At 71.8% G+C, this 16,062-nt stretch carries 13 protein-coding genes; 6 read left to right on the top strand and 7 right to left on the bottom strand.

The window, feature by feature from the left end:
- The first annotated feature begins 5 nt into the window (after positions 1 to 5).
- Complete coding sequence (locus tag AB0I16_RS26575; RefSeq protein WP_363252094.1) at positions 6 to 1,121, top strand: AI-2E family transporter; 1,116 nt, start codon at positions 6 to 8, stop codon at positions 1,119 to 1,121.
- Here AB0I16_RS26575 and AB0I16_RS26570 read toward each other — a convergent pair.
- Positions 1,025 to 3,271 (bottom strand): SpoIIE family protein phosphatase, encoded by a 2,247-nt coding sequence (locus AB0I16_RS26570; protein ID WP_363252093.1) that lies wholly within the window; start codon positions 3,269 to 3,271, stop codon positions 1,025 to 1,027. The genes AB0I16_RS26575 and AB0I16_RS26570 overlap by 97 nt on opposite strands.
- A 197-nt stretch (positions 3,272 to 3,468) precedes the next feature.
- On the opposite strand from AB0I16_RS26570, the gene aspS reads away from it, so the two are divergent.
- Positions 3,469 to 5,232, top strand: a complete 1,764-nt coding sequence (gene aspS, locus AB0I16_RS26565) for an aspartate--tRNA ligase (RefSeq protein WP_363252092.1) — start codon at positions 3,469 to 3,471, stop codon at positions 5,230 to 5,232.
- Between the two features lie 157 nt (positions 5,233 to 5,389).
- Here the strand turns inward: aspS and AB0I16_RS26560 are convergent, their stop codons facing one another.
- From AB0I16_RS26560 to AB0I16_RS26550, 3 genes are all read right to left on the bottom strand, one after another.
- Positions 5,390 to 5,599, bottom strand: a complete 210-nt coding sequence (locus AB0I16_RS26560; RefSeq protein WP_363252091.1) for a hypothetical protein — start codon at positions 5,597 to 5,599, stop codon at positions 5,390 to 5,392.
- Positions 5,600 to 5,721: 122 nt separating this feature from the next.
- Positions 5,722 to 6,279: a hypothetical protein gene (locus tag AB0I16_RS26555; protein WP_363252090.1), complete on the bottom strand. Its 558-nt coding sequence runs from the start codon at positions 6,277 to 6,279 to the stop codon at positions 5,722 to 5,724.
- Between the two features lie 85 nt (positions 6,280 to 6,364).
- On the bottom strand, positions 6,365 to 7,237 hold the full coding sequence (locus AB0I16_RS26550; protein WP_363252088.1) for an NAD(P)-binding domain-containing protein: 873 nt from the start codon (positions 7,235 to 7,237) through the stop codon (positions 6,365 to 6,367).
- 161 nt (positions 7,238 to 7,398) lie between these two features.
- On the opposite strand from AB0I16_RS26550, the gene AB0I16_RS26545 reads away from it, so the two are divergent.
- Positions 7,399 to 8,004, top strand: a complete 606-nt coding sequence (locus AB0I16_RS26545; protein ID WP_363252087.1) for a TetR/AcrR family transcriptional regulator — start codon at positions 7,399 to 7,401, stop codon at positions 8,002 to 8,004.
- Between the two features lie 178 nt (positions 8,005 to 8,182).
- On the opposite strand, the gene metG is transcribed toward AB0I16_RS26545, so the two are convergent.
- Both metG and AB0I16_RS26535 read right to left on the bottom strand, forming a co-directional pair.
- Positions 8,183 to 9,811, bottom strand: coding sequence for a methionine--tRNA ligase (metG, locus tag AB0I16_RS26540; RefSeq protein ID WP_363252086.1), 1,629 nt, complete (start codon positions 9,809 to 9,811; stop codon positions 8,183 to 8,185).
- Between the two features lie 150 nt (positions 9,812 to 9,961).
- A complete protein-coding gene (locus AB0I16_RS26535) occupies positions 9,962 to 11,122 on the bottom strand; it encodes a VWA domain-containing protein (protein ID WP_363252084.1) in 1,161 nt (386 codons plus the stop codon).
- Between the two features lie 262 nt (positions 11,123 to 11,384).
- On the opposite strand from AB0I16_RS26535, the gene AB0I16_RS26530 reads away from it, so the two are divergent.
- Together AB0I16_RS26530 and AB0I16_RS26525 are read left to right on the top strand one after the other, a co-directional pair.
- On the top strand, positions 11,385 to 11,819 hold the full coding sequence (locus AB0I16_RS26530) for a hypothetical protein (protein ID WP_363252082.1): 435 nt from the start codon (positions 11,385 to 11,387) through the stop codon (positions 11,817 to 11,819).
- Positions 11,820 to 12,071: 252 nt separating this feature from the next.
- Positions 12,072 to 14,165: a PhoX family phosphatase gene (locus tag AB0I16_RS26525; protein ID WP_363252081.1), complete on the top strand. Its 2,094-nt coding sequence runs from the start codon at positions 12,072 to 12,074 to the stop codon at positions 14,163 to 14,165.
- A 31-nt stretch (positions 14,166 to 14,196) separates the two neighbouring features.
- Here AB0I16_RS26525 and AB0I16_RS26520 read toward each other — a convergent pair whose 3' ends face one another.
- A complete protein-coding gene (locus AB0I16_RS26520; protein WP_363252080.1) occupies positions 14,197 to 15,171 on the bottom strand; it encodes a LysR family transcriptional regulator in 975 nt (324 codons plus the stop codon).
- Positions 15,172 to 15,389: 218 nt separating this feature from the next.
- On the opposite strand from AB0I16_RS26520, the gene snpA reads away from it, so the two are divergent.
- Positions 15,390 to 16,058: a snapalysin gene (gene snpA / locus AB0I16_RS26515; RefSeq protein WP_363252079.1), complete on the top strand. Its 669-nt coding sequence runs from the start codon at positions 15,390 to 15,392 to the stop codon at positions 16,056 to 16,058.
- Positions 16,059 to 16,062: the final 4 nt, after the last annotated feature.

The raw sequence follows: 16,062 nt of genomic DNA, 5'->3' as shown, positions 1-16,062 counted from the left end.
GGAGGGTGCACACCCTCCTCCCCGAGCCCGCCCGCAGGATCGCCGCGTGGTGCGTGGTCGTCCTGCTCGTCGTCGGCGTGGCCGCCGTCGGCGTCTGGCTCTGCGTCCACCTGCGCACCGCCGTGACGCCGGTCCTGCTCGCACTCCTGGGCACCGCACTGCTCGGGCCGCTCTACCGCCGCCTGCTCGCGATGAAGGTGCAGCGCTCGCTCGCCGCCGGCCTCACCTGCGCGGCCGTCGTCGCCGTCGTCGGCGGCGTCACGTACATCGTGGTCACGGCCCTGATCGACACGGGCGACCAGATCATCGCGTCCCTGAAGACCGCGGCGACCGACCTCTCGAAGCACTTCGGGGCCGCGGGCACCTCGCTCGACGACATGGCGTCCAACGCCAGGGAACTGCTCGGCAAGTTCGGCGGCACCGCGGCGTCGGGCGTGCTCAGCGGGCTGAGCGTGGTCGGCGAGGTGACCGCCATGGCCGTGCTCGCCCTGCTCCTCGTCTTCTTCTTCCTGCGCGACTCCGGCCGCGCGGTGGCCGCCATGCGCTCGTTCTCGCCCGGCGGCTCCGCCGACGCGGTCGAGGCCATGGCGCGGCGGGCCTTCGGCGCCATCGAGGGCTTCATGCGGGGCACGACGATCATCGCGTTCATCGACGCGCTCTGCATCACCGTCGGCCTGCTGATCCTCCAGGTGCCCGGGGCGATCGGCCTCGGGGCGCTCGTCTTCGTGGGCGCCTACATCCCGTACCTCGGGGCCTTCCTCTCCGGCGCCATCGCCGTCCTCGTCGCCCTCGCCGACCGCGGCTTCGTCATCGCCCTGTGGGCCCTCGGCGTCGTCCTCGCCGTCCAGGTCCTGGAGGGCCACATCCTCCAGCCGGTCATCCAGAGCCGTACGGTGCAGATGCACCCGGCGGTGGTGATGCTGGCGATCACCGCGGGGGCGTCCGTGGCGGGCATCATCGGGATGCTGCTCGCGGTGCCGCTGACCGCGGCGGCCTTCGGCGTCCTGGCCGAGCTGCGCGCCCGCTACTCCGCGGGGACGACGGGGCCGTCCGGCGCCTCACCGGGGCCGCCCGGGACCTCGCCCGGTTCGTCGGGCGCAGGGGAGCCCGCGTCCTCGTAGAGCTCGAACCAGATGCTCTTGCCCTCGCCGCGCGGGTCCACGCCCCACGCACCGGCCAGCAGCTCCATCAGGACCAGGCCGCGCCCGGAGGAGGCCAGCTCGCCGGGGCGCCGCTTGTGCGGCAGGTCGTCGCTGCCGTCCGCCACCTCGGCCCGCAGTCTGCGCCTGCCGGGCTCGCCGCTGACCTGGGCGACCAGGAGGGCGTCGCCGTCGGTGTGCACCAGGACGTTGGTGAGCATCTCCGAGACCATCAGGACCGCCGAGTCGACCTGGTCCTCGTCCGCCCAGTCGTGCAGCAGCTCCCGCAGGTGGCGGCGGGCGCCCCCGATGCGCTCGGGCTCCGCCTGCGCGATGGTCAGGACGGTCCGCCGGGCATCCACGTGCTGCTCGGGCCGGCTCGTACGGCTCAGGAGCAGGACCGCTATGTCGTCCTCGCGGCGGTCCGCGAGCGGCCCCGTCGTGTGGTGCGACGAGGGGCCGTGCACGGCCTGCACGAGCCGGTCGGCGAGGAGCTCCAGGTTGTCCTGCTCGTCGTCGTCACCGGGGTACTCCTCCAGGGCCGACCTGATCCGCGCCCAGCCGCTCTCCAGGTCGTGGCCGCCGGTCTCGATGAGGCCGTCGGTGCAGATCAGCATGGTCTGGCCGGGTTCGAGGACCAGACGGGTGGTGGGGTAGTCCGCGTCCGGGTCGATGCCGAGGGGCAGACCGCCCGCGACGGGCCGCTGCAGGACCGTCCCGTCGGCCATCCGTATCGCCGGCTCCGGATGGCCCGCCCGCGCGATCTCCAGGACGCCGGTCGCCGGGTCGGCCTCGACGTACAGGCACGTCGCGAAGCGCGGGTCGTACTCCGTCGCCTCGTCGGTGCCCGAACCGCTCGACCCGTAGGTGGCGGACTCCGTGATCCCCGAGAGGAAGCGGGTCGCGCGCGAGAGCACCGCGTCCGGCCTGTGCCCCTCGGACGCGTACGCGCGCAGGGCGATGCGGAGCTGCCCCATCAGGCCCGCCGCGCGCACGTCGTGCCCCTGGACGTCGCCGATGGCGAAGGCGATGCGTCCGCTGGGCAGCGGGATCATGTCGTACCAGTCGCCGCCGACCTGGAGGCCGCCGCCGGTCGGCACATAGCGGGCGGCGACGCTCATGCCGTCGATCTTCGGGCCCAGCATCGGCAGCATCGAGCGCTGGAGGCCGTCCGTCAGCTCCCGCTCGGAGTCCGCGACACCGGCCCGCGACAGCGCCTGCGCCAGCATCCGCGCGACCGTCGTCAGGACCGAGCGCTCGTCGGGCGTGAACGTCACGGGGTACGTGAAGGCCGCCATCCACGCGCCCATCGTGCGGCCCGCCACCGTCAGCGGCAGGAACGCCCACGACTGCCGCTCGAAGCGCCGCGCCAGCGGCCAGGCCGCCGGGTAGCGGCGGCGGTAGTCCTCCGGCGACGAGAGATAGACGGCACGGCCGGTGCGGACCACCTCGGCCGCCGGGTAGTCGGTGTCCAGCTGCATCGCCGAGAAGGGGCCCTCGTCGCCCGGCTCATGGCCGTGGTGCCCGATGATCGTCAGCCGGTCGCCCGCCACGCCGAAGACCGCGAGCCCGTCCGGCGAGAAGCCCGGCATGGAGAGCCCCGCGGCGACCCGCAGGACCTCCTCCGTGGAGCGCGCCTCGGCGAGCGCGCGACCCGCGTCGAGCAGGAACGCCTCGCGGGAGCGGCGCCAGTCGCCGGTGACCGGGGTGCGGGCCGCCGCGCCCGGCGGCGGCTCCGTGACCTCCTGCAGGGTGCCGATCAGCTCGTACGCCTCGGAGGAGCCGTGCGTCACCGGCTTGGAGCGGCTGCGTACGGTGCGCAGGACCCGCCGCCCCGTCTCGTCCATGATCCGCAGCCGGGCCTCGGCGAGGGTGCCCTCGGCGACGGCGAGCTGGACGATTCCGTAGATCTCGTTCCAGTCGACCGGGTGGAAGCGGGAGCGCACGCCCGCCTCCGAGAGCGTCTGGGCGCGCTCGGGCAGCCCGAGGAGCCTGGCGGCCTCGGCGTCGAGGGTGACGGTCCCCGAGGCGTTGTCCCAGCGCCACAGTCCGGTGGCGATCGCGGCGAGTACGTCCCGTACGGGAGGCAGGGATTCGTCCCCCACCTGCGCGAGGGGATCGTCGGTGCGCATTGACCCACTTTAGGAAGATGTACGCGCCCACCGCCACCGAGCCCCGGCCCGCGGGGGCCGCGGAAGTGGCCCGCGGGGCCCCCGGGGCGCTCGTCGGAGTGGCCCGGCGGCGGATATCCGGAAAGCGATCTTCGCCCGGACGGTAGCCTGGGGAGCGTCTGCTCTCTCCCCTATTCGCGAAGACTGGATGAACGACGATGCATCGGTACAGGTCCCACACCTGCGGCGAGCTCCGCGCCTCTGACGTCGGCACCGACGTCCGGCTGAGCGGCTGGCTGCACAATCGCCGAGACCTGGGCGGCATTCTCTTCATCGATCTCCGCGATCACTACGGCATCACGCAGCTCGTGGCCCGCCCCGGCACCAAGGCCGCCGAGGTCCTGGACAAGCTGTCCAAGGAGACGGTCGTCCGCGTCGACGGCAAGGTCGTCTCGCGCGGCACGGACAACGTGAACCCGGAGCTGCCGACGGGCGAGATCGAGATCGAGGCGAGCGAGGTCGAGGTGCTGGGCGCCGCCGCCCCCCTCCCCTTCACGATCAACGCCGAGGACGGCGTGAACGAGGAGCGCCGCCTGGAGTACCGCTTCCTGGACCTGCGCCGCGAGCGCATGCACCGGAACATCATGCTGCGCTCGGCCGTCATCGCCTCCATCCGCTCCAAGATGGTCGCCCTCGGCTTCAACGAGATGGCCACGCCGATCCTCACGGCGACCTCCCCCGAGGGCGCCCGCGACTTCGTGGTCCCCTCCCGCCTGAACCCCGGCAAGTTCTACGCGCTGCCGCAGGCCCCGCAGCAGTTCAAGCAGCTCCTGATGATCTCGGGCTTCGACCGCTACTTCCAGATCGCGCCCTGCTTCCGCGACGAGGACGCGCGCGCGGACCGCTCGCCGGGCGAGTTCTACCAGCTCGACGTCGAGATGAGCTTCGTGGAGCAGGAAGACGTCTTCCGCCCCATCGAGAAGCTGATGACGGAGATCTTCACGGAGTTCGGCAACGGCCGCGAGGTCACGTCCCCGTTCCCGCGCATCCCGTTCCGCGAGTCGATGCTGAAGTACGGCAACGACAAGCCGGACCTGCGCGCGAAGCTCGAACTGCACGACATCACGGACATCTTCGCCGACTCCGGGTTCAAGGCGTTCGCGGGCAAGCACGTGCGCGCGCTCCCCGTCCCCGACACGGCCTCGCAGTCCCGCAAGTTCTTCGACGGCCTGGGTGACTACGCGGTCGAGCAGGGCGCGAAGGGCCTGGCCTGGGTGCGCGTCGCCGAGGACGGCTCGCTGACGGGCCCGATCGCGAAGTTCCTGACGGAGGCGGACGTAGAGGAGCTGACGAAGCGCCTCTCCCTCGCCCCCGGCCACGCGGTCTTCTTCGGCGCGGGCGAGTTCGACGAGGTCTCGAAGATCATGTCCGCTGTCCGCGTCGAGGCCGCCAAGCGCGCCGGCCACTTCGAGGAGGGCGTCTTCCGCTTCTGCTGGATCGTCGACTTCCCGATGTACGAGAAGGACGAGGAGACCGGGAAGATCGACTTCTCCCACAACCCCTTCTCGATGCCGCAGGGCGGCATGAAGGACCTGGAGGAGAAGGACCCGCTCGACATCCTGGCCTGGCAGTACGACATCGTCTGCAACGGCATCGAGCTGTCCTCCGGCGCCATCAGGAACCACGAGCCCGAGGTCATGCTCAAGGCCTTCGAGATCGCGGGGTACGACGCGGAGACCGTCGAGCACGAGTTCGCGGGCATGCTGCGGGCGTTCCGCCTCGGCGCCCCGCCGCACGGTGGCATCGCACCGGGCGTCGACCGCATGGTCATGCTCCTCGCGGACGAGCCGAACATCCGCGAGACGATCGCCTTCCCGCTGAACGGCAACGCGCAGGACCTGATGATGGGCGCCCCGACGGTCCTCGACGAGGCGCGGCTGCGGGAACTGAACATCTCGCTCCGCAAGCCCGCGGCGCAGTAGCGGCTTCGGCGGCCCCCTGGGCTGCCGGGCACGCAGAAGGCCCCCGGAACCAGTGGTTCCGGGGGCCTTCCGCGTTTCCTCTTCGTCTTCGGGTGCGGTGCGGCTGGTGGCGCGGTTCCTCGCGCCCCACCCGCGGGGAGTGGGGGCGCTTCGTCGGTCAGGCGGCGTGGGTCGGCGAGGAGTCGGCCGTGGCGTCGGCGTCGCGCTCGGCCTCTGCTTCGGCCTCCGCCCACTCGGTCACGAGCTGCTCGTACACGAGGCGCTCGTCGGGCCGGAGCCGGCCGCCCGCGCTCAGCCACAGCGCACGGATCTCCTGGTTGACCTCGTCGGCGCTGCGGCGCCGGTCGGGGGAGGGAGTCGTGGCCATGCGGTGAAGCTTACGTAGGGAGGTGTGAAGACGGCGTCAGAATAAGCCGACTTCGAACATGAGTTAGCTCACCGTGACCCACGCCACGCTCCCCAACGGCCCCCGGACCGGGGCGCCGTGGCTCAGCGGCCGTCGTCCGCGAAGAGATCACCCACGGAATTGACGGTGAAGGCACGGTCGAGCCAGAGGGCGAGCGTGTCGAGGTCGGAACAGCCGGCGATCCGGCCACGCGCCTCGTCCGACAACGGCACGAGCCGCTGATCGAGCAGCCGAATGACAGTGGCGGCCCGCTCTTCGGCTTTGCCTTCCGCCTTGCCTTCCGCGAGTCCCTCCGCCTTGCCTTTCGCGAGCCCCTCGGCCTTGCCTTCCGCGAGTCCCTCGGCCTTGCCGTCCTCGACGCCCTCCGCCTTGCCTTCGAGGTAAGCCTGCTCGCGGAGCGTGCCTCGGCCGGGGAAGTAGCTGACGAACGTCATGAGTTCTCTCCATTCCGCTCCGGCCCGGGTGTCCCCCAGGCCGACGTCCAGCAGGTCGCTGTAGTAGTCGGCAGATTCCTTGTCGGTCGCGCGCAGGGCACGTGCCAGCGCATCCAGTATGGCGGTGGAGTCCCTGCTCCGGCCGTGTGTCAGGGCCGAGAACGCGGCCATTGCCAGGTCCTGTGCGGCGACCGAGGGATCGGTCACCACCGGGACGTTGTCGGGACCCAGCACCAGGGGATGGGTGCGCAGGGCGGTCCAGCCCAGTGCTCCGCAGGTGAACGGGCCGGGGTCAGGGGCGCATCAGCTCGACGGTGCGGCTGAAGCTGTCCGCGCCGTGGCCGGCCTCCGTGAGGCGGCGGAAGATGGCGAGGACCGCCTCGGGGAACGCCGTGTCGACGCCCGCGTCCGCCGTCGTGTGGACCACGTGCTCCATGCTGGCCAGGCCCATCGACGTGCGGTCCACGTCGCCCGCGTGGTTGCCCGCGTCGATGCGGGGCGCGTAGAAGTCGATGAAGTGGCCCATGCCCGCGAAGTTCTCGGTCGCGTACGGGGCGATCTCCGTGGCCTTGATGCCGTGGGCGGCGGCGAGGGCCACGGTGTGCCAGTAGGCGGTGATCGCCGGCCAGAAGAGCGCCATGTTCAGCTGGTACATCAGCGCGGCCAGCCCCTGGTCCTCCCCCCGGTAGTCCGTCTTGCCGGTGATGACTTCGAGCGCCGCCCGGTGCTTGTCGTACGCCTCGCGCGGGCCGCTGTAGAACGTCGACGCGTCGGCGGTGCCGATCAGCGGCGGCGGGCACAGGACACCGCCGGTCAGGTGCGTACCGCCGAGGTCCGTCACCCAGCGGGCGCCGGCCCGCGCGTTCTCCGGGGTGTCGGAGCTGAGGTTCACCAGGGTGCGGCCGGCGACGGCGGCCTTGGCGGACTCAAGAATCGTGTACATCACCTCGAAGCCCGTGAGGCTGAGGACCACCAGCTCGTTCGCCCGCAGCGCCTCCTCGACGGTGGCCGCCAGGGTCGCACCCCGCTCGACCAGGGCGTCGGCGCGGGACGCGGTGCGGTTCCAGAGGGTGACGCGGTAGCCGCGGTCGAGGTAGGCGGCGGCCATGGCCTGCCCCATGGGGCCGAGGCCGATGACGGTGACGGACTGCGGTGCGGAAGGCATGCGTGACTCCATCGGTACTTGGTGACTTGGTGACTTGGTGACTTGGTGGCTCGTGGCTAGGTGGGCGTCGGCTAGAACGATCGCTCTATCCAGCGCCTGGGGCATAACGTAGCACGCCTCTAGAACGAACGCTCTACTCAACGGCGGGATAAGGTGGAGCCATGGCCCACAACAGCGCGGCCCCCGCCGCGGCCCTCGGTACCCGCGACCGGATCGTCGCCGTCTCCGCCCGCCTGATCCAGCGGCAGGGCTACGTGGGCACCGGCATCAAACAGATCGCCAAGGAGGCGGAAGCCACGCTCGGCTCCGTCTACCACTTCTTCCCCGGCGGCAAGGAAGCCGTCGCGGTGGCCGCGCTCACGTACAGCGCCGAGGAGTTCGCGGTCATCCTGCGCGACAGCCTCGGCCCGGCCGGGGCGGGCGACCCGGCGGCGGCTGTCGCCCGCTGCGCCGACGGACTCGCCGTGGCGCTGCGGGAGTCGGACTGGATCGACGGCTGCCCGGTCACGGCGGCGGCGCTGGAGACCCTCGGCTCGGATTCGGCGATCCAGCGGGTGTGCGCGGAGGCGCTGCGCGGCTGGGAGCGCATCGTCGAGGAGCGGCTCCTGGGCGCCGGCTTCGGCGCGGAGGACGCGCGCGAGGTGGCGACCACGGTGATCAGCACGCTGGAGGGGGCCGAGGTGACGGCCCAGGTGACCAGGAGCGAGGAGCCGCTGCGGGCGGCGGGGCGGCAGCTGGCCCGCTTGGTGGCGTCGTACGGGGCGTGAGGCGGCCCGCCATGGTCGCGCGGCGCGCGCCGCGCGGAACCCGGAACGCGGCGTGCGGGATGCGGGATGCGGGATACGCGAAAGTCCCGGTGGCACGCCGTGTCGCGTGGCGTGTCGCCGGGACTTTGCCGCGATACCCGTCCGGTGTCGGGTACCTGCTCGTGTACCTGCTCGCTCGTTACGCCGTCGGGTTTTCCTCCAGGCGGGGGAAGAGGACCGCGCCCTTCGTCACCGTCGCGCCCGCGGGGAGCCGGCCCCACGTGGCCGCGTCCTGGACCCGCTGGTCGGCCAGCGGGCCGAGGACGGGCTCCGCGCCCAGCGAGTCCCAGAGCTTCTGGGAGGTCTCCGGCATGACCGGGTTCAGGAGGACCGCCACCGCGCGGAGGGACTCCGCCGCCGTGTAGAGGATCGTCGCCAGGCGGGCCCTGCCCTCCGCCGAGTCGTCCTTGGCCACCTTCCACGGCTCCTGCTCCGTGATGTAGCCGTTGACCTGCTTCACGAAGTCGAAGACCGCCAGGATGCCGCCCTGGAAGTCCAGCTCCTCGCCGATCTTCCGGTCGGCCTCGGCGACCGCCTTCGCCAGGCCGTCCCGGACCGCCTGCTCGGCGTCACCGGAGGCCGTGGCCTCGGGCAGGGCGCCGCCGAAGTACTTGCCGACCATGGCGGCCACGCGCGAGGCGAGGTTGCCGTAGTCGTTCGCCAGCTCGGAGGTGTAGCGGGCGGAGAAGTCCTCCCACGAGAACGAGCCGTCGCTGCCGAACGCGATGGCGCGCAGGAAGTACCAGCGGTACGCGTCCACGCCGAAGTGGGACGTGAGGTCCTGGGGCTTGATGCCGGTCAGGTTCGACTTCGACATCTTCTCGCCGCCGACCATCAGCCAGCCGTTGGCCGCGACCTTGCCGGGCACCGGCAGGCCCTGCGCCAGCAGCATCGCGGGCCAGATCACCGCGTGGAAGCGGAGGATGTCCTTGCCGACGAGGTGCACGTTCGCGGGGAAGGTCGAGTCGAACTTCTCCTGGTTCGCGCCGTAGCCCACGGCCGTCGCGTAGTTCAGGAGGGCGTCGACCCAGACGTAGATGACGTGCTTGTCGTCCCAGGGGACCTTGACGCCCCAGTCGAACGTCGAGCGGGAGATGGAGAGGTCCTGCAGACCCTGCTTGACGAAGTTCACGACCTCGTTGCGGGCCGACTCCGGCTGGATGAAGCCGGGATTCGCCTCGTACAGGGCGAGGAGCTTGTCGCCGTACTCGCTGAGCTTGAAGAAGTAGTTCTCCTCCTTGAGGAGCTCCACCGGCTTCTTGTGGATCGGGCAGAGCTTCGTGCCGTCCTCTGCCTCGATGAGGTCGCCGGGGAGCTTGTACTCCTCGCAGCCCACGCAGTACGGGCCCTCGTAGCCGCCCTTGTAGATCTCGCCCTTGTCGTAGAGATCCTGGACGAACTCCCGCACGCGGTCCGTGTGACGCTTCTCCGTCGTGCGGATGAAGTCGTCGTTCGCGATGTCCAGGTGCTCCCAGAGGGGCTTCCAAGCCTCGGTGACGAGCTTGTCGCACCACTCCTGGGGGGTGACGTCGTTCGCCTCGGCCGTGCGCATGATCTTCTGACCGTGCTCGTCCGTGCCGGTGAGGTACCACACCTTCTCGCCGCGCTGACGGTGCCAGCGCGTGAGCACGTCCCCTGCAACGGTCGTGTAGGCGTGGCCCAGGTGAGGAGCGTCGTTTACGTAGTAGATGGGGGTCGAGACGTAGAACGCCTTCGCGTCCGCGCTGTCCGCGCTCTTCCCCTGCTTCTCGGATCCAGTGGCCGCCATGGTCGAAATCCTAACGGCCCTGTGAAGATCCACTCACCTCGATTCCAGGGGGCGGACCGGGGGCCTCCGGTCCGCCCCCTGTACGGCTCCGGCAGGCGGCCTCCGGGATCGGGGGCTCCGTCGGGGGCGCGGTGGGGGGCGCGGTGGGGGCTACGGGCGCCAGTGCGCCAGCAGGCCCTCGTACAGCTCCTTGTCCGTGAGCTCGCGCGGGGACGGGCCCGCGTGGAAGAAGCCGGCGTTGTCCGCGGTGAGCTTGCGGAGGTAGTCGAAGGCCTTCGCGTCGTGCTCGCCGAAGGCGAGGAACTGGAAGAACAGCGGGTGCTTCGCGGCGTCCGCCAGGGCCTGGGTGGCCGGGCCCCTGGTGTCGGGGGCGCCGTCCGTCTGGAAGACGACGAGGGCGGGCGTCTTGTGCCGGGCGTGGTCCGACTTCTCGTAATGGGCCACGACCTCTTCGATGGCGCGGTGGTAGCTCGTGCGGCCCATGCGGCCTGCTGCCGCGTGCATCTCGTCCACGCGGTTCTCGTGGTCTGTGAGGGTGAGCGTGCCGGTGCCGTCGATGTCCGTCGAGAAGAAGACGACGTGGACGGTGGCCTCGGGGTCCGTGTGGGCGGCCAGGGCGAGGACCTGCTCGCCGAGGCTCTGGGCCGAGCCGTCCTTGTAGTACGGGCGCATGCTGCCGCTGCGGTCGAGGACGAGGTACACGGGGGCTCGGACTCCGGTGAGGCCGCGCTTTCGCAGCGTGGCGCCTGCTGCCTTGTACGGGGCTGACAGGGCGGGGGCCTTGCCGCGGACCTTGGCTGCGGAGAGGGCCGGCTTTCCTTCTTGGCTCGCCGCGGCTTCGGGCTCCGCGGGACCCTCGGGCTGCGCCGCGGCTTCGGGCTCTGCGGGACCCTCGGGCTGCGCCGCGGCCTCGGGCTGTGCCGCCGCTTCCGGCTCGGCGGGGACCTCCGGCTGCGCCGCCGCTTCCGGCTCCGCCGGGGTTGCCGTCGCTACATCGCTCGCCGCGGCTTCGGGCTGTGCCCACCCGTCCCGCCCCGCGGGACGATTGCCCACAGCGGTGTCAGCGGTGTCAGCGGCCTCGGCGGCATCAGTGGCCTTGGCGGCACCAGCGGCCTTGGCGGTATCGGTGGCGTCAGTGGCCTCCGCGGTACCAGCGGCCTCGGCGGCGGCAGCGGCGGCCTCGGGGGCGGGAGCGGCGGGCTCGCTCTCGTCCTTGTCCTCGGGCGCGGTGGCGGCAGTGGCCGGTTCGCCCTCGGGCTCGGTCCGGTCCCGTTGTGGGCAGGCGTCCCGCACGGCGGGACGGGTGGGCACGACGTCCGGTACGGGCTCCGGCTCGGGTTCCGCTTCCGCTGCCGGGGTGGGCTCCGGAGCTGCTTCGGGGGACGGGGTGGGCTCCGGGGCGGCTTCGGCTGCCGGGGTGGGCTCCGGAGTGGCTTCGGGGGACGGGGTGGGCTCCGGGGCGGATTCCGGGGTCGGGGTGGCTTCTCTGGTGGGGGGTGGTTCCGGCGCCGCCGTGGTCGGCTGCGGGGCTGGGGCGGGCCGGTCCGGGTGCCTGGCCGGTGGGACCGTTACGTTGTCGAAGGCCGCTGCCACCAGGTCGTCGGCGGCCGACGAGACCGGGGACGGCTCCGGGCTCGGGGCGGGAACCGTGGCCTTGGGAGGCGGTGTCGGCTCCGGGGAAGGCGAAGGGACGCTCACCGACGGTGACGTCTCGGCGGACTCCGCGGCCAGCGTGGACCCCGCGGACTCCGTGGAGGCCCCGGACTTCGTGGACCCCGCGGACTCCGTGGAGGCCCCGGACTTCGTGGACCCCGCGGACTTCGTGGAGGCATCGGACTTCGTGGACGCCCCGGACTTCGCGGCCCCCGCGGATTCCGTGGCCCCCGCGGACTCCGCGGACTCCGTGGGTTCCGACGCCTCGGACACCGGGTCCAGCTTGCGTGACCGTCCGAACGCGTTCCGCAGGCGGTTCAGAATGCCCATGTGCGCAACCCTTCGCGTGAGTTGATTCCCGAAATCCCTGGCCAGGGCGGACACGTAAGGTTAGCCGCCGCCCGGGGCGATCTCGGGCAGGGTCGGCCGCCGCCCCGGCCGCCGGAGCCGCTCCCCGGGGGCCCTGCGGGAACCCCGTACCAACTCCTCCCCGTGCGTCATGGATTCACCCGCCGTTCACCCGCCGGCCGCCGCCCTGCCGATCTCCGCCCATACCGTCACGGCGGAAACAAGCCAAAGACGTAAGTAACACCACGACGGAGGACCCGTGCCGAAGCTGCTGCCGATCGTCACCTCGCATCAGGGGAGCGGCGGCCGTTCCGCCCTGACCTGCCGTTTCCGCTGCGGTGACGCCTGCTTCCAAGAGGTGCCCAACACCAGCGACAACGAGTACGTCGGCGACGTCATCGCCGGTGCGCTCAGCCGCCGTTCGATGATGCGCGCCGCCGCCGTCGTGACGGTCGCCGCCGCCGCGGGCGGCGCGGTCATAGCCGGCCCGGGGGCGAGCGAGGCCGCCGCGGCCGTGCCGGAGGGACGCAAGGGGAGCAGCAGGTCCAAGGCGGCGCGCGGCCTCCGCTTCACGCCCGTCGCGCCGAACACCGCCGACACCGTCACCGTCCCCGGCGGCTACGAGCAGAACGTCGTCATCCGCTGGGGCGAACCGATCCTGCGCGGCGCCCCCGCCTTCGACCCCGACCGGCAGACCGCCCGGGCGCAGGCCGGGCAGTTCGGCTACAACAACGACTTCCTGAGCCTGCTTCCGCTGCGCGGCGAGCACCACCGCCAGCTCCTCGTGGCCAACCACGAGTACACGGACGAGGTCCTGATGTTCAAGGGGTACGACCCCGAGAACCCCACCCGTGAACAGGTCGAGATCGCCTGGGCGGCCCACGGTCTCTCCGTCGTCGTGGTGGAGGGGGAGCGGAGGAAGGGGCGGCTCTCCGCCGTTCCGCGCCACCACCTCAACCGGCGGCTCACCGCCACCAGCCGGTTCCGGCTCACCGGGCCCGTCGCGGGCAGCCCGCTCGTGCGCACCAAGGCCGACCCGCGCGGCACCACCGTCCTCGGCACCCTGAACAACTGCGCCGGCGGCACAACCCCGTGGGGCACCACGCTGCACGGCGAGGAGAACTTCAACCAGTACTTCGCCAACGCGGAGAAGGTCACCGACCCGACCACCGCCGCGCGCCTCAAGCGCTACGGCGTCGTCGGCGGCGCCTCCGAGCGCAAGTGGGAGCGGTTCGACGACCGCTTCGACCTCGCCAAGGAGCCCAACGAGGTCAACCGCTTCGGCTGGGTCGTCGAGCTCGACCCGTACGACCCCGACTCGACGCCCCGCAAGCGCACCGCGCTCGGCCGCTTCAAGCACGAGGCCGCGCAGCCGCGGCTCACCCACGACGGCCGCCCGGTCGTCTACATGGGTGACGACGAGAAGTTCGACTACTTCTACAAGTTCGTCAGCAGCAAGCGGATGGCCAAGGGTTCCTCGCGCGCCGCGCACGAGCACAACCTGAGCCTGCTCGACGAGGGCACGCTGTACGTCGCCAAGCTGACCGGTGACTCGCCCGCCGATGAGATCGACGGCAAGGGCACGCTGCCCGACGACGGCGAGTTCGACGGCGGCGGCACGTGGATTCCGCTCGCCACCGCGGGCCCCGGCGGCAAGGCCGTCAGCCACGTCAAGGGCATGACCGCCGACGAGGTGTACCTCTTCACGCGCCTGGCCGGTGACAAGGTCGGCGCCACGAAGATGGACCGGCCCGAGGACATCGAGCCGTCGCCGCACACCGGCAAGGTCTACGTGGCGCTCACGAACAACTCCGACCGCGGCAAGCCGGGCAAGGCCGGTGCCGACGAGGCCAACCCGCGCAACCTGAACAAGCACGGCCAGATCCTGGAGCTGACCGAGCGCCGCAACCGCGCGGACGCGACCTCCTTCGGCTGGTCGCTGTTCCTGGTCGCCGGTGACCCGGAGGACCCCGCGACGTACTTCGCGGGCTACCCCAAGGACCGGGTCTCCCCGATCTCCTGCCCGGACAACGTCACCTTCGACCCGCACGGCAACCTGTGGATCTCCACGGACGGCAACAACCTCGGCTCCCACGACGGCCTCTTCGGCGTCGCGACGCGCGGCAGCAGGCGCGGTGAGCTCAAGCAGTTCCTGACGATGCCGAACGGCGCGGAGACCTGCGGGCCGCTCGTCCAGGACCGGCGCGTGCTCGTCTCCGTGCAGCACCCGGGCGAGGTCGACGGGGCGTCCGTCGAGAAGCCCGCGAGCGCCTGGCCCGACGGACCCGGCAAGATCGTCCGCCCGTCGGTCGTCTCGGTCTGGCGCGCGGACGGCAGCGACATCGGCGTCTGACCCACGCCGGACGGCCGAGCGGCTCCGGCGGCTACCGGGACGAAGGAACCAGCGTTCCGGTGGCCGCCGCGCGCGTCTCGCCGGCGCGCAGGAGCCACTCGGCGTAGGCGGGGGCCTGCCGGGCGGCCTCCCAGTACGCGGCCTCCAGCTCGCCGTAGACCGCGTCCAGTTCGTCGTCGGTGCGGGCCGCCGCCAGGAGGCGTACGCCGAGGGGGTCGCCGGCGAGGGGGCGTACGGCCATGTCTGCGCGCCCCCGCGACGTGGGCTGGCAGAGGGTGACGACCTCGCCGGAGGCGACGAGGGAGGCGGCGGTGAGGTAGTCGCCGTGCAGGACCGGGGGGTTGAGGCCGGCCGCGGTCAGGACGCGGCGCAGGCCGTCCCACTCGCCGTCCACCGTGGGGTCCACCATCCAGCGGTCGTCCGCGAGGTCCCGGAGGCTGACGACCGGGTGCCGCGCCGCCGGATGGTCGGCGGCGACGGAGACGAACTGCGGCTCGCGGCCGAGGAGGACGCGTCTTCGGAGCGTCTCCGGCAGCCGCAGCGGGCTGCCCTCCACCTCGTGCACGAACGCGACGTCGAGCTGGCCGTCGGCCACCATGCGCAGCAGCGCGTTGGCCGAGACGTCCATCTGGAGCGAGATCTCCGTGCCCGGCAGCCGCACGCGCAGCTTGCGCAGCCAGCCCGGTATGGCACGGCTCGCCGTGGACCCGATGCGCAGCCGCGGCCCTTCGGTGGCACGGGCGGCCGCGGCCATGGTCTCCGTGACCAGCGCCCTCATCTCCGTGACCAGGGGGCGGGCACGGCTGAGGACCACGCGGCCGAGCGGCGTCGGACGACAGCCGGTGCGCTCGCGGGCGAAGAGCTGGCCGCCGAGCGCGTGCTCGATGCGGCGCAGCTGGGTCGTCAAGGACGGCTGGCTCATCCCGAGCTGGCGGGCCGCCTTGTGCAGGCTGCCGCTGTCGGCGATGGCGCACAGCGCGCGGAGGTGCCGGACCTCGAGCTCCATGGTCGATGAGCGTAGAGCCGCTACGGCCGCCGCACCAGATACCCAAACCCCATGAGAACCAGCCGTTTCGGGCGGGTGCGCGCGGGGTGATAGCTCCGGGCTATCGGGCGTTGCCATCATCCCCGGGCGTCACATGCTCCCCGAGACTCACACCCACCGATCCGTTCACCTTTCATCGACCCCCCACGGTCGTGGAACGAATAGGGAGCCCCCCACACATGAGCAAGCGTTACCTGTCCCTCGCCGCCGTCATCGGCCTCTCCGTCGCCGGTCTCGGCGCGACCTCGGCCACCGCCGCGCCCGCCGCCCCCACGGCATCCGCGCACTCGGCCACCTCGACCTGGGCCGCCTACGAGGGTTCGAAGGCGGAGGCCGAGAACAACAAGGCGTTCTTCGAGGCCGTCGTGAAGGCGGTCGCCGAGAAGCGCGCGGCCAACCCCGGCGCCAAGTCCGTGACCGTCGTCTACGACGCCTCCGGAGCGCCCACCTTCGCCTCGCAGATAGCCGGCAGCGCGTCGATCTGGAACAGCGCCGTCTCCAACGTGAAGCTCCAGGCGGGCACCTCCGGCGCCAGCTTCGAGTACCGCGAGGGCAACGACCCGCGCGGCTCGTACGCGAGCAGCGACGGCCACGGCAACGGCTATGTGTTCCTCGACTACGCGCAGAACGAGGAGTACGACTCGACGCGCGTCACCACCCACGAGACCGGCCACGTGCTCGGCCTGCCCGACACCTACGACGGCCCGTGCAGCCAGCTGATGTCGGGCGGCGGCCCCGGCCCGTCCTGCACCAACGCGCAGCCGGACGCCACCGAGCGCGCGAAGGTCGAGCAGCTCTGGGCGAACGGGTTCGCCAAGGCGTTGGAGAAGGTCGACGCCGGCCACTGAGTGA

This window comes from Streptomyces sp. NPDC050703 (genome assembly GCF_040654435.1).
Classification (GTDB): domain Bacteria; phylum Actinomycetota; class Actinomycetes; order Streptomycetales; family Streptomycetaceae; genus Streptomyces.
This window is presented reverse-complemented; position numbering and strand designations above follow the sequence as displayed.